We start from the raw sequence: 13,546 nt of genomic DNA on the forward strand, positions 1-13,546 counted from the left end.
CATTTTAGCCTCTAACTCTTCAACCCGCTCTTCTAGGGTTTTGTTTGTATAGACGCGAATTATATTCGCCCAGTTCTAAAGGTGCGCATTGCGCACCCTACGAATGATTAAATACGAATCATTCAAATTACAAAAACCATCTAACTAAAAAATTTGTCGTCAAATGGCAATTCATCAAACAGCGAATCAATCTCAGTCTCATGGAAAGTCTCAGACTTCGCTACTTGCAGCTTGCTTGAATGCAGCTTAGCTACTGGTAAATTAGGAGAATTTTCTACAGCAGCAGGGGGCGATTTTTCCAACTTAATTATCGGCAATTCCCCGCCATTTTCGCCATTTTTGCTCGTTTGATTCCACATCATCATTCCCAGCAAACCGTCAACCAAACCGCCGCCGCTACCGTTACCGCTAACCGCAACATCCGGCACAACTCGCACGTTGCGATCGCCTATAATTTGCATTAACTGCAAAGCCGTATAACCGGAACCTCCCAAAGCTACAACACCCGCGCGGTAAGCTTCAGCTTGAGCATTTCCCTTCACCCGAATCGACTCAGCTTCGCCTTGAGCTTGTTTCACCTGAGAATTGGCTTTCAACTCAGAAATCTTCACGCCTTGTTCGGATTTCACCATCTCTTGCTGAATCTCAGCCAAAGCAGTTTCCCGCACCAATTGTTGCCGCTGAGTTTGTGCTAATTGCTGCACCTCATAAGTCTTGCACTGTTCCTCAGCAATTTTGCGATCTGTTTGAGTTTGCATCAACTCTGCAGGCGGCAAAATATCCCCGATCAAAGTATCAATTGCCTGCACGTCGTAGGTACGCAAAGCTGCTTTGATATACTCGGCGGCTTCGGCTTGCCTGCCGCTTCTTGCGGAGAGAAAATCTAATACAGAATAAGCTTGAGCCGAATTGCGGAAATAATTCCCAATTGTCGGCTGCAAAACGTGGTCTACTAAATTCTGCATCGAACCGACGCGGGAGATAACTTTCGGAGCATCCAAAGCGCCGACGTGAATAATCTGAGCTACTTCTAAATCAAAGGCGAAACCGTCTTGAGAACGCACGGTTAAAGACGAAAGTTTAGAATCGTAACTGTGCCTTTCTGTTTTGCCAGACCAATTCAATACTATATTAGTAGTCGGCACTAACTCTACTTTCAAAATGCGAGTATTCAGCGGATGTTTCCCCGGATAAAGAGGAGTTACCCACACGCCTTTATTGCCGACATTTACTAAATTTCCGTGAGTGAAAGCAGCGCCACTAACATCTTCTGAGGTTTTGCCGACATAGGAAATAACCGCGCCGACATAGCCGATCGGGATTTCGGTCATCGCCACTTGGTCAACCCCGACAAACCAAGGATTTAAGTTCCAGGAACCGGAAAGCAAAACCTGTTCCTGCAAACCGCGCCGCCCGCCGGCGGTGATAAATTTTTGCGCGTTTTGGAAGTTGTCGTGATTGGGAATAATCGGGCCGGCAATTTCGCCATCTTGAATGGGAACGCCGTCATAAGTTGTGACAATTCCCACTTTATCGGGAGCAATTTTGTACAGCTTCAACTGTTCGGCTGTCATCCCGTGTTTGGTAGCGTTTGCTGCTGTGATTACTGTAAATAATGCCGTATTAATTCGATAGCTACCGCCCGTCAATATGCCGAGTTGCCTGCCTTTTTCGCCGCCTTCTTTGAGAAATTTGCGAGCATCTTGAAAATTGTCGCATTCTGTGATTTTTCCGAGGATGCGCTGTGGCGGATTCGACTCGCCGCCTGCTGCGATAACTAAGCCTATTTCGCCTTGGGGAACGATTGTTAAAGATTCTTTGCGGACGTTGTATTGCAAAGGCCAATAACCCCAGTGCCAACCGGGCGGCAATGTATCAGCTTGGTATCCAGCTTCACCGTTTAAGGCAATTAAATCTCCTGGGGGCAAAGATTTGCCGTTGAAGCTAAACTTTTTACTGACAATGCCAACTTCCCGATCGCCAATTACGACTAATCCACCAAAAAATAATGGCAGGACTAGAATGATTATCATACTGCCGATCGCGATCGGGATAAATCCGCCCGGCCCTAGCTGCATTGTCTGCACGGGAACAGTGGTACGCAACTGCCCTAGCTGCCAGCTAGAATCAGGTTTTACGGCTTGCTGGGTCGAGGTTTGATTAACGGGGGGGATATTGCTAGTAGCTAATACCGGCGAGGGTTTCAAACTGGTTGTTACACTAAGGGCTAAAGATGCCGAAATGGCGGCTGCTAACTGTTTTAAAACGCGGGCTTTGACTTGAGATTTGGGCAAAAGTGAATAAAGCATTTTTTTCATAGGGATAATTTGTCCTATTAGCTCTACCTTAGCTCTGCTTTCAAGTTTTGACGTAAAACTTAAGGTCTTATTTTTCATTATTTGCAGTCATAATAGTCATATCAATCAGTAAAAATACTTACGGTCGAACTACAGGCTGACAATCCCCCGTTTTAATGCGGCAATCGCGGCCTGCGTGCGATCGCTAACTCCCATTTTGCTCAAAATATTGTTGATGTGAAACTTGACGGTGCTTTCGCTGATGTGGAGAACTTTACTAATCTCGCTGTTGCTTTTACCTGCGACGATCAGGCGAATGACTTCTAATTCGCGATCGCTCAATTCAGGGCCACTCAGGCGATCGGCTAACTTAACACCCACTGCCAGCGGAATATACTTTTTACCCTCAAAAACCGTCCGAATTGCTGCTAAAAGCTCCTCTGGTTCCGCATCCTTCAGCAGATAGCCCTTTGCACCAGCTTGCAATCCGCGATAGATGTTTTCATCGCCGTCATAAGTCGTCAGCACCACAATCCGGGCGCTGGGAAACTCCGCACAAATCGCAGCAATAGCGGCGACTCCATCCATCACCGGCATCCGCCAATCCATCAGCGTTACATCGGGCTGATGTTGGCGAAACATTGCCACAGCTTCTTGCCCGTTGCTTGCTTGCGCCACAACTTTAACATCTGATTCCTGCTCCAGCAGCGCCACTAAACCTTGCCGCACAATATAATGATCGTCGGCAATTAAAACGCGAATAATATCTGATTGGTTAATCATGTTTCCCTGTTAATTTTATCAAAAAAAACTGAAAATCTAACTACAAATTTACTATGTATGGTGCGAAATGTGCACCTTACTTTACTGGCGATTAACTGAAACTATAACTTCTGTTCCGTTTCCGGGGCTGCTGTTTACAATTAGTTGCGCGTTAATGCGATCGGCGCGTTCTTTCATTCCCAATAAACCAAAGCCCTTACTAAAACAGATACTTTCCGTATCAAATCCCTCTCCGTTGTCTTGCACCCGCAAAAGGAACTTGGATGTTTCGTAAACCAACTCAATTTTGATCGTTGTAGCTTTGGCATATTTGAAAGCATTTGTTAATGCTTCCTGCCCGATTCGCAACAGGTTATTTTCTATTTCTAATGGTAGGGAATAGGCTGTGCCAACCACTTCAAAAATAGTGCGCGTATCAGTATCTGATGACAGTTGTTTAGCAATTTGGTTTAGAGCGCTATACAAGTCGCCATCTTCTAACAGTTGCGGGCGCAAAGATTCTACGGATCGCCGCGCTTCAGCAAGTCCAGAGCGAGCCAATTCGCAGACTGTTTTCATGTGTGTTTGTGCTTGTTCTGGATTCGCTAATATTACCCGTTCTGCGGCTCCCAAATGTATGATGATGCCTGCAAAAGTTTGCGCTAAAGTGTCGTGAATTTCCCGCGCCATGCGGTTGCGCTCTTCTAAAATATTTTGGTCTATGAGTTGTTGAGACATCCTTTTCAGACGTAATTGGTTTTCGACGCGGACTAAAACTTCTTGTTGTTGAAAAGGTTTTGTAATGTAGTCTATTCCGCCCACAGAGAAGGCTTTTACCTTATCGAAAATTTCTTGCAAAGCGCTGATAAAAATTATTGGAATATCTTGAGTTTTCGGAGTAGCTTTGAGCTGAGCGCAGACTTCATAGCCATCCATGTGAGGCATCATAATATCGAGTAAAATTAAGTCTGGTAAGTTGGCATTGATAAAGTTTAGAGCTAATTTCCCACTGGGAGCTAGGTGAACTTTATATCCGGCGGCTGATAGTATCCCGCTTAAAAGTTTTAAATTCTCAGGACAATCATCAATAACTAAAATACTTTCTTCGCTGGTAAAACTGAGGTTTTTGTTCATGTCTCATCCCTCAATGTGTGTATTAAATTTAGCAACTGTTCGTACTGAAAGTTTTTAATGCAAGCTGCGCTCGCCCTCGCTAAGGGCTGATTGATTTCGCGAATTTGATTGATGACTGTTTGCATCTGTTCCAAATCGAGATTGCTAATGGCTTGCTGGAGATTGGCTACTAACTCAGGAGGCAGTTCAGAAAAAGCGGTTTTTGTCAATACATTTACTTCATTTTCTGTGAAACTGGCCGCAGCATTTAGTTCTTCAAAAACGAATTGTACTCCGATATGTTTGTGGAGAACATCAAATATGTTTGCTTCTCTAAATGGTTTGCGAACAAAATCATCGCACCCGGTAGAAAGGATAACGGCTTTCTCTTCCTCAAAACTACTTGCTGTTATGGCAATAATTGCTGTCTGGGGTAGGCACGGGGGCACTACCCCTACAAAATCATCGTTTTCCGTAGGGGCAATCCCCCTGTGGTTGCCCTCTTTAATTTGTTTGGTTGCTTCATAACCATCCATCACCGGCATCCGCATATCCATAAAGATTAAGTGCGGTGAATATTGCTCCCACTTTTCTATTGCTTCCATCCCATTTTTGGCTTCGTAAACTTCAAAACCGATCGCAGAAAGCAGTTTAACTAGCAGTTGACGGTTGTCAAAAGCGTCGTCTGCAACGAGAATTCGATAGCGGGGTTGATTGGGTGCGATCGCCATAACTCGTCTGGTTGGCTGTTCCCGTTGGCGATCGGCCTTTTCAACTGCATTAACTTTAATGTCAAATTTGAATATAGTACCGCCTCCAGCACAAGAACTGACTGTCATTTCACCTCCCATTAACTGCACAAAAGAACGTGCGATCGTTAAACCTAATCCTGTTCCTTGTTGCGATTCTTCCCCTGTTTTAGTTTGAACAAAAGCTTCAAATAGCTTGTCTAACTCACTAACATCAATTCCCGCTCCCGTGTCTTCAACCTCAAAGTAGATTTTATGAGCAAGCTCATGATTTTTAATTTTCACATAAATGCCGCCTTTGGACGTGAATTTAATGGCGTTAGAAAGCAGGTTAATCAAGATTTGGCGCAATTTTATTTCATCAGTTTGCACATATTGGGGAACGTCTGGCATCCGCTCTACTAATAACTGCAATCCCTTATTTTGTGCAGGAAGTTGGAACATATTTTTGATGTCGTCCAGCAGGCGGTGGAGGTCAAAATTGGTCTCGTTGAGAGTCGTGCGTCCCGCTTCTATTTTGGACAAATCTAATACTTGGTTAATCAGTTCGAGCAAATGTTCTCCGCTGCGGGTGATAATACTCAGGTGTTCTTGCTGTTCCTGCAATAGGTTATAACCGCGATTCATTAATTGGGAAAATCCGAGAATTGCATTGAGGGGAGTCCGCAATTCGTGGCTCATATTTGCGAGGAATGTACTTTTTGCTCGGTTGGCTTCTTGTGCGGCGTCTTCGGCTCGTTGTCGCTCGATGATTTCTCGCTGGAGTTCAAGAGTGCGATCGCTCACTTGCTGTTCTAAAGTGCGGTTGTAATCAGCTAAAACTTTTTCTGCTTGTTTGCGATCGGTGATGTCTTGAAATGTGGCGATCGCATAATTAATTTTGCCAGTTTCATCCACAATTGGTGTGCTGGAAACTTCCAAGGAAACAATCTTATCAGGTCGGTGGAACTCTATATCATCTACTTTGACAGTTTCACCCGCCAAAGAACGCACGATTGGCATTTGTGCGGTGGGATATAACTCGTTAGTTCCTGCTAAATAAGCTTGACCGATTTCGGCAAATTGAGCGGCATTTAATTCGGGTATATAATTGATGCCGCTGAGTTGGGAAGCTGTGGGATTTGCGTAGGAAATTTGTCCGGCGCTGTCAATTACTGTTACTCCAATCGGCATAGCGTCGATAAATTGAGTCAGTCGGTTTTCGCGTTCTTTTACTTCCGCATAAAGTTTAGCATTGGTAAGTGCGATCGCCGCTTGTCCCGATAACAATTGCAAAACTTCCAGGCGATCGGGAGTAAAAGCTTGGGCGGTGAGGTTATTTTCGAGATAAACAATAGCAGCCACTTGACCTTGATTCATCAAAGCGGCACACAAAATAGACTTAGGCTGACGTGCTTTGATGTAAGGGTCATTCGTAAACTTTCCTTCACGAGTCGCATCATTTAATACTAAATTTTCTTTGGTTCGGGCGACATAATTGATAATTGTTTCGGAAAGTTCCTGGCAATTTTCTACTGGTTCAGATTGCAACACTGTTATCTGTTCATCATTCATTACACCTTCAGCTTCAATCAGCAATCTTTCCTGGGTTTCTAAAATTAAATAGCCTTTTTGAGCTCCGACATTTTCAATCAAAATTTTCATCAATCTGGATAGTAATTTATCCTGTAAAATTTCGCCAGAAATGGCCTCGGAAGCTTTCATGACTGTAGCGATATCCAAGGAAGAACTAGAAGGGCTGCCCGTAGTTGATGTAGTGGTTGAAATGTTTTTCTTTGTAGGTAGATCGAGCGTAAATAATTGCGGATATCGCGTTTCTAAATCTTTAACTTTAGCCACGGCACCCCAGAGTTGATAGCAGTAACGAGCTTCCTGCATATAAGCTTTAGCTGTTAATTCTTTCCCTCTCGATAAATAGAACTTGGCGGCGAGTTCGTAAGCGAGGGCGGCTTCGTGGATGTACTCGTTTTCTTTGGCAAGGGAAATTGCGCGATCGTAATAGTCGATCGCCTGTGCATCTTTGCCAATAACCCGATATCGTTCTGCCTCCACTAGATTAAATTTGTGCAAGTGATTCATCGGGGCATGATGCGCCCATTTTTTCATTTTTTTCTGATTAGCAGTGACTTTTTTTAAACAGTGCTTTTGCTCGTCGAAAGAAGCATTAGAATAGAACGAAAGCTGAGCCAGCGACTCATAAAAATAACAGTATGATACTTGAAGAGTTCCAGCAGCACTCTCTACATACTGCATGGTGGAAGCTGCATTTGATACAGCTTCAGCATATTGCCCGAATAAATAACAGAGAATCATTTTATAAAAATGCAGGGCAAAAATCGAAGTGCGATCGTTAGCTTCAGTTAATAGTGATAGCGCAGTTCGCTCATCATAGGCTTCCCCAATTAAATAGCCGGGATTTTCCGACTTACCTAATAAATTAAAAACCGACTGCTCTAAAGGTTTAATCTGCCAAATAATCGGGTCATATTTTGATTGTTCTATTGCCTCGCCATAAGTAGCAATATCGCCTTCCAGCCCTGACAATTCAGCGCCGAAGAGGTACGAATAACCGCAGTAAGTTTGAGACGCACAAGCACGTTCTTCCACTTGTCCTGTTTCCAATCCGCTTTTGTAAGCCTCCAACAAAGATGGCAACGTTTCTTTAGCTGGCGCTTTCCAATGACGGATGAAGTCATTAAATGGAAGCAGGACTTTAGTTTTTAATTCTGGCTTGCCAAATTGATCCAACATCCTCAATGCTAGCTGACCAAATTTATAACCACCTTCAATATCTCCCACAACTCCGCACAAAATTAATCCATAAACTGCATAAGCATGGAGAGACTCAGGATAGTTGCCATACTTTACAGATAAAATCACCTGCTTAAACACAATTAAAGGCATGAGTTTAGGGGCCACGCCATAGGCGACAGTAGTCATAAATGACAAGATACGCAGTGCGGCTTGTTTAGAAGGATCGCTTCCTTGAGGTAGATTGGCTAAATCCTCAATGCGTTTCCCAGCTAGGGTTAACTTAACTTCCAGCAATCCGATTATGCTATCTAGATTGTTAGGCTTTGCGGGCAGTTTTACTCCCAACTGCCTCAGAATTTTTAGCCCCAGATTAATTGCCATATCTAGTTGATTTTGGGCAGCATGAGTACCCATTTTTACCTCGATCGTTTTGACGCTATCGAGCACTGTTTTAGCATTGGTTAGTACGAGGTTGCCTAAACTTTCCATCTGCTCAAAATCGCCCACTATGTAAGCTAGCTCTGCGGCTTCTTGATGCAGTTGCAAACTTAGCGGGTATTGCACCTGCCAAGCGTTTTCTGCCAGCAATTGTATCCCCGTTTGCAGATAGTTGAAAGCTGGCTGATAAGCTGCAGATGCCTTGGCTTTTTTGCCAGCAATCAGATTTAACTGAGCCAGTTCATCTTTGTCTTGCTGGCGATCGATTAATTCACTGCTGAAATTGAGTTGATTAACAATGTCAAATATTTTTTCTTCTCGTTTGTTAATGGGAATATTTTGCAGCAGCAGTTGTCCTATTTGTTTGTGGACTATCGGCTTATCCTGTTCATCAATCAGGGAATAAGCAGCTTGCTGAATTCTGTCATGAACAAACTTGTATTCTACGGATTGGCTACTGGGTAATCTTCCTGCAATTTCTAATTCCACATCTCCCCTATTCCCCAGCAACACTACTAAATTGTCAGCAACGGCTACGTACAAATCATCCGCCGTTTGTTGCACAGATTTTTCGCAAAGTGACGCTAGCGTTTTCAGCTCGAATTGATTGCCAATGCAGGCTGCTAGCTTTAAATTTTCCTGGGTATTCTGTGGTAGTTGTTTAATTTTACCAGCCATCAATTCGACAACATTATCAGTGAATCCCCTCGCTTGAATTTCCTCTAAATCCCACTGCCAACCCCCCTGTGTCCCCCCTTGGTGAGGCAGAGGAGTAAAGTCAAATTGTAATAGCCCTTCCGTATAAAGCGATTTGAGAAATTCATTCATAAAGAAAGGATTCCCGCCCGTTTTGAAAAACACTAACTCGCCAAGGGAGTTGACTCTTGCTTCCGGGCAATTCAGGGCATCGCCAATCAGTTGAGTAACCGTGGCTAAGTCCAAAGGGGACAGGGAAATGCGATCGACCTTTGCCCCTGTTTTGACAATCTCTTCAATTGTTAGCATTAACGGATGAGCCGCAGAAACTTCGTTATCCCGATAAGCCCCAATAAAAAACAGTCCGGCTGGCGAAGCATTCATCAGCAGTTGCATCAGTTTCAGAGATGCCCAGTCAGCCCACTGCAAATCATCGATAAATATTGTCAGAGGATGTTCGGGTTTGGTAAAAACTTGAATGAAGTTTTGAAACACAAAATTAAAGCGGTTTTCCGCTTCTGCCGCACCCAATTCTGGCGCCGCAGGTTGCTTGCCGATAATTAATTCAATTTCAGGAATTACGTCAATAATGACTTGACCATTGATTCCCAATGCGTCTAATAATTTTTCCCGCCATTCTTTGAGATTTGCTACGCTTTCTGCTAACAGTTGTTTGACTAAATCCTGAAAAGCATTGACAATGGCGCTGTAGGGAATGTTGCGCTGATATTGGTCAAATTTGCCGGAGATAAAATAACCGCGCTGTTGAGTAATAGGTTTGTATAATTCTTGCACCAAAGCTGATTTACCGATACCAGAATATCCCGAAATTAGCATCATTGAACTTGTGGCACAGGCATCTTTCCTGTGACTGCTGACTGTTTCAAAAGCTGTTAGTAAGCTATCAATTTCTTCCTCTCTGCCATAAAGTTTTTGCGGAATTTGAAAACGGTTAGAAATATCTTGACTCCCTAGGGGAAAAACTGATATGTTGTTATTGCTGTGCAGTTGATTTAAACATTGTTCTAAATCCGCTTTAATTCCGATCGCACTTTGATACCGCTCCTCAGCATTTTTCCCCATCAACTTCATCACAATATCGGAAACAATTTGCGGAATTTCGGGATTCACCTCACAGGGAGATAAGGGCTGTTTAGCGAGATGACTGTGTACTAATTCCAGCACATCATTGGTGTCAAAAGGCAATTTGTTGGTCAGCAGTTCGTAAAAGGTAGCCCCCAGGGAATAAAAATCCGTGCGGTAATCTAAACTTCTGTTCATTCGGCCGGTTTGTTCCGGCGACATATAAGCAAGAGTTCCCTCTAAAATGTTGGGATTTTTGATGGTGTAATTCTCGCGCGTTAACTGCGTGGAAATGCCAAAATCGATAATTTTGAGTTTTCCGTTAGCTGGATTGAAGACAATATTTGAAGGGTTAATGTCTTTGTGAATGATGTGGGCGCTGTGAATTTGTTGTAAACTTTCTGTAGTGGCGATCGCAATTCGTAACAATTCTTCAAGAGTAAATTTTTTCTGCTGCATCCAAATTTTCAAGGATTCGCCGCCAAAATCCTCGACAAACATCACCAGTGTATTTTGATATGGCTGCAAATCATAGGCTTTTATAGAACCACTCAGGTTCAGAGATTGTGTAATTTTATACTCTGTGCGATAGCGGGCGAGTTCTTGGGGTGTGGGATAATTTTCTTTGAGGATTTTAAGGACGACGGGGAGACAGTCGGGTTGTCGGAATGCTCGGTAAACCAGGGAGTTTGCGCTTTCGTAGACGAGCTCTGTGATTTCAACGCCGGGAAGAGTCAGCATATTCATACCGCTGTCAACTGTAGGGTCGAACATAGCATAAATATGCTCCTCACACAAGAGGTGCGTGAGCCGTCAGTCGATTTGAGATTTTAGATGTTAGATTTTAGAGTGGACTCCACATCTTAGATTTTAGATTTTAGAAGCCAAGACAGGCTTCCGAGTCAATACAGCCTGTTCGATAATATCAGCAGCGCGCTTGACTCTGCCCGATCGCCCGATCGCCTCTTGCAGCCCGATCGCCCTTTGTTTATACGACTCTTGGGTTAGCACTTTCACAATTGCCGATCGGACTTTAGAAACGATCAATCCTCCTATAATTAATACATTAGCTTGCCATCGTTATTATTAATTCCCAGTAATGTGACAGAAGAATGCCGATAATCACCGCTAGATGTGCGGCAATTGGCAGAAATTTGAGATCCATTAATACCGAAGTCTGTGCAAGTTCGGTTGAACGTACTTGCTTCCCCAATATTGCCTTGTACCAGTTGTCCATTTTTATTATGAACCCCTTGAATGGTAATGGAAGTGCGCTGATTAGTGCCATCTTTTTTGTCACAAGTTGCAGATAATTGAGCGCCATTGATTGAAAAATCCGTGCAACTGGTAGCAAAGGTACTTGCTTTTTGAGCATGGGTCGGCTGCTGAAAGATGGAGAACGATAGTACGATTGAAGCCGACACTCCAAACAATTTAATGAATTTCATGGTTTTTTTGTTGATTTACTATTTTTAGCGTAAGATAATAACCCTAAAAACCTTCTAGCTTTTAGTTGAGTATGAACTTAGCCAAATAGTCAGTTGGCGACTCAGCCTCTGTGAGGTAAAATCCTAAACTTTTGGCTGGATGTCGCCCTCAAATATAGGCTGTCATTGCTTATACAAGACTTACGGAGGTATGGAACGCAGGCTTTACTCATTGCACAGAAACGGAGTATTACCAGTCTATAGTTCCGTGGAATATTCGATACCTAACCAAAAGTTCAGGTAATCTCCTCAACTAAAGGTGAGTTAAAGCTCTGTTGTTTTTATAGGTTCAAAACTAAACTTGGAGCTAGCTACTTTAGCTGGGTAATTTCCTAAACTAAATTTACGCATAGGCCAGCACTAGCCTAGCTGGAAAAAACAAATAAGGAGTTACTTCCTTAACAATTCAATTAGGAGCAAATCTCATGTCTTTTGAATTTGAAAGCGTCAATCATTTTTTTCAAGAAGTCTCGCAAGATCCAGAACTCCAGCTACAGTTCCAATCGGTAACGGATCGGGAAAGCTTAGTGAATAAAGCGGTAGCCCTGGGCAAAGAAAAAAGCTACAGTTTCTCCTCAACAGAGGTTTCTGAGTGGCTGGAGTCGGTGACTGCTCAGCATCAGAGCCAGTCAGATACTTCAGGCGAGTTGTCTGACAGTGAATTGGAGGCTGTTGCTGGCGCAGGAGTTATCGGAGCTGGTATAGGAGCAGTTCTAGGTGCTCTAGGTGGATTTCTCGGCGGTCTTTTCGCAGGAGAAGACCCCTTTAAGGAATCCGCAAAAGGAGCTATTTCTGGAGCTGTAGTCGGTGCGGCGACTCCAACACCGTAGGTAATCTTTGTCTTAATACAACACCGAAATCAAAAGGAGCAATCAGATGGACAGCACTAATCAGTTTTGCCAAGAAGTCGATCGAGATTCTGCCGTACAACAGCAACAGTCGCCAGCCAATCCTGTTGCTGAAGAATTGAACGATACGGAATTAGATGCGATCGCAGGCGGTTTTCTGTTCGATCAGCTTGGTTACTGGCTTTCAGACAGAGAGAATTTTAACTCAGTAGCAGGTAAAAAGGTTAGATAACAGCCAACTTTGCTAGGAGTTGGTTCGATCGCTTTTGGAAGCAAATTTCACTAATTATCGAAGGAGAAAACATCTGATGGAAAGCAACAATCGATTTTTGCAAGAAGTACCCTCCGAGTCGTCCGCAATCACAGCATCCGCACCGGATAACTCAACTAATCAAGAATTGAATGATACGGAATTAGATGCGATCGCAGGCGGTATCCGTACTATCACAGCCAGCGGTCCAAAGCCCGACTTTTTGTTGCGTATGGGTCCGGTCTTCCAAATAACTGAAGAAACGCTGTCCTATTTGGGACGGAAGATATGAGCTGCTTGTAACTAGAAGCGATCGCGCTTCTGCTGAGTTTAAACATCCAAGGAGAAAACATCTGATGGAAAGCAACAATCACTTTTTGCAAGAATTACCGTCCGAGTCGTCCAAACTCACAGCATCCGAATTGGGAAATTCAACCGATCGAGAATTGAACGACTTGGATCTCGAAGCGATCGCGGGTGGTCATTCTAATATGGCCGATCGCGCTCGGGCTGCCGGTATGCCTGTGGTCACAAGCAACAGTCCCCGACCTCATTTTAAAGGCCCCGCTATCAGTATGGAATTCTTTGAAGCATTAAGGAATTTCGATCGCGGATAGAAGAAATGAGTTGCTTGTAATGAGCCACTTGTAATTGCCAACTGTAACGCGATCGATGAGGCTAAAATTCGCAAAGCAATCGTATACTCTGCGATTGCTTTTTCGTTACTAAATGACAAATACAACAATCCAAATATACAGAAAATATGGATGCAATACAGCCACTATACCTGATGCAGCAAGCCCCCAACCTGGGTAACGGTACAATATTTAGCGTTGGCTTAGTTATCGCCTGCTTGCTATTGCTAATTTTGTTGTGGTTGCCAGATTTGCTAACAAAAGAATAACCAGTTTGCCAACGAGCAATGTACAGGATCTAACGGATGTAACTGAGATGTTGCATCATTTTTAATCAGGCTTTTATGAACGGGAAAGATGCCCGTTCCACACAGAGTGAATTTCTTGTGGAACGGGCATCTTTCCCGTTCTTGAAAATGGTTTTACCTTGAATC

At 43.5% G+C, this 13,546-nt stretch carries 11 protein-coding genes; 5 read left to right on the top strand and 6 right to left on the bottom strand.

The features are described from left to right. Positions 1 to 140 precede the first annotated feature (140 nt). From QUA44_RS00870 to QUA44_RS00895, 6 genes are all read right to left on the bottom strand, one after another. Positions 141 to 2,318, bottom strand: coding sequence for a flotillin family protein (locus tag QUA44_RS00870; protein ID WP_333247246.1), 2,178 nt, complete (start codon positions 2,316 to 2,318; stop codon positions 141 to 143). A gap of 129 nt (positions 2,319 to 2,447) precedes the next feature. Further along, positions 2,448 to 3,077 carry a response regulator transcription factor gene (locus QUA44_RS00875; protein WP_333247523.1) on the bottom strand — a complete coding sequence of 210 codons (630 nt, stop codon included), beginning with the start codon at positions 3,075 to 3,077 and terminating at the stop codon, positions 2,448 to 2,450. Positions 3,078 to 3,161: 84 nt separating this feature from the next. Continuing rightward, the gene (locus QUA44_RS00880; RefSeq protein ID WP_333247244.1) at positions 3,162 to 4,193 is read right to left on the bottom strand and encodes a response regulator; all 1,032 of its coding nucleotides are present in this window, start codon (positions 4,191 to 4,193) and stop codon (positions 3,162 to 3,164) included. Next, positions 4,190 to 10,666, bottom strand: coding sequence for an AAA family ATPase (locus QUA44_RS00885; RefSeq protein ID WP_333247243.1), 6,477 nt, complete (start codon positions 10,664 to 10,666; stop codon positions 4,190 to 4,192). The genes QUA44_RS00880 and QUA44_RS00885 overlap by 4 nt, the downstream gene beginning before the upstream one ends. A 96-nt stretch (positions 10,667 to 10,762) precedes the next feature. Continuing rightward, positions 10,763 to 10,939, bottom strand: a complete 177-nt coding sequence (locus tag QUA44_RS00890; protein ID WP_333247241.1) for a hypothetical protein — start codon at positions 10,937 to 10,939, stop codon at positions 10,763 to 10,765. Between the two features lie 11 nt (positions 10,940 to 10,950). After that, positions 10,951 to 11,340 carry a CVNH domain-containing protein gene (locus QUA44_RS00895; RefSeq protein ID WP_333143633.1) on the bottom strand — a complete coding sequence of 130 codons (390 nt, stop codon included), beginning with the start codon at positions 11,338 to 11,340 and terminating at the stop codon, positions 10,951 to 10,953. Between the two features lie 464 nt (positions 11,341 to 11,804). Here QUA44_RS00895 and QUA44_RS00900 point away from each other — a divergent pair, with 464 nt between their 5' ends. From QUA44_RS00900 to QUA44_RS00920, 5 genes are all read left to right on the top strand, one after another. Then, a complete protein-coding gene (locus tag QUA44_RS00900; protein ID WP_333143634.1) occupies positions 11,805 to 12,209 on the top strand; it encodes a Nif11-like leader peptide family natural product precursor in 405 nt (134 codons plus the stop codon). A gap of 46 nt (positions 12,210 to 12,255) precedes the next feature. Beyond that, complete coding sequence (locus QUA44_RS00905) at positions 12,256 to 12,459, top strand: hypothetical protein (RefSeq protein ID WP_333247239.1); 204 nt, start codon at positions 12,256 to 12,258, stop codon at positions 12,457 to 12,459. A gap of 76 nt (positions 12,460 to 12,535) precedes the next feature. Next, positions 12,536 to 12,769, top strand: a complete 234-nt coding sequence (locus tag QUA44_RS00910; protein ID WP_333143636.1) for a hypothetical protein — start codon at positions 12,536 to 12,538, stop codon at positions 12,767 to 12,769. Positions 12,770 to 12,833: 64 nt separating this feature from the next. Beyond that, positions 12,834 to 13,094 (top strand): hypothetical protein, encoded by a 261-nt coding sequence (locus QUA44_RS00915; protein ID WP_333143637.1) that lies wholly within the window; start codon positions 12,834 to 12,836, stop codon positions 13,092 to 13,094. 146 nt (positions 13,095 to 13,240) lie between these two features. Then, positions 13,241 to 13,381: a hypothetical protein gene (locus QUA44_RS00920; RefSeq protein ID WP_333247236.1), complete on the top strand. Its 141-nt coding sequence runs from the start codon at positions 13,241 to 13,243 to the stop codon at positions 13,379 to 13,381. Positions 13,382 to 13,546: the final 165 nt, after the last annotated feature.

Source organism: Microcoleus sp. N9_A2 (assembly GCF_036701775.1).
Classification (GTDB): domain Bacteria; phylum Cyanobacteriota; class Cyanobacteriia; order Cyanobacteriales; family Microcoleaceae; genus Microcoleus.

Bases quoted from the DNA above. Each gene is read 5' to 3' on its own strand.
- QUA44_RS00870 (WP_333247246.1), bottom strand. From the start codon at position 2,318: ATGAAAAAAATGCTTTATTCACTTTTGCCCAAATCTCAAGTCAAAGCC.
- QUA44_RS00880 (WP_333247244.1), bottom strand. From the start codon at position 4,193: ATGAACAAAAACCTCAGTTTTACCAGCGAAGAAAGTATTTTAGTTATT.
- QUA44_RS00885 (WP_333247243.1), bottom strand. From the start codon at position 10,666: ATGTTCGACCCTACAGTTGACAGCGGTATGAATATGCTGACTCTTCCC.
- QUA44_RS00895 (WP_333143633.1), bottom strand. From the start codon at position 11,340: ATGAAATTCATTAAATTGTTTGGAGTGTCGGCTTCAATCGTACTATCG.
- QUA44_RS00900 (WP_333143634.1), top strand. From the start codon at position 11,805: ATGTCTTTTGAATTTGAAAGCGTCAATCATTTTTTTCAAGAAGTCTCG.
- QUA44_RS00905 (WP_333247239.1), top strand. From the start codon at position 12,256: ATGGACAGCACTAATCAGTTTTGCCAAGAAGTCGATCGAGATTCTGCC.
- QUA44_RS00910 (WP_333143636.1), top strand. From the start codon at position 12,536: ATGGAAAGCAACAATCGATTTTTGCAAGAAGTACCCTCCGAGTCGTCC.
- QUA44_RS00915 (WP_333143637.1), top strand. From the start codon at position 12,834: ATGGAAAGCAACAATCACTTTTTGCAAGAATTACCGTCCGAGTCGTCC.
- QUA44_RS00920 (WP_333247236.1), top strand. From the start codon at position 13,241: ATGGATGCAATACAGCCACTATACCTGATGCAGCAAGCCCCCAACCTG.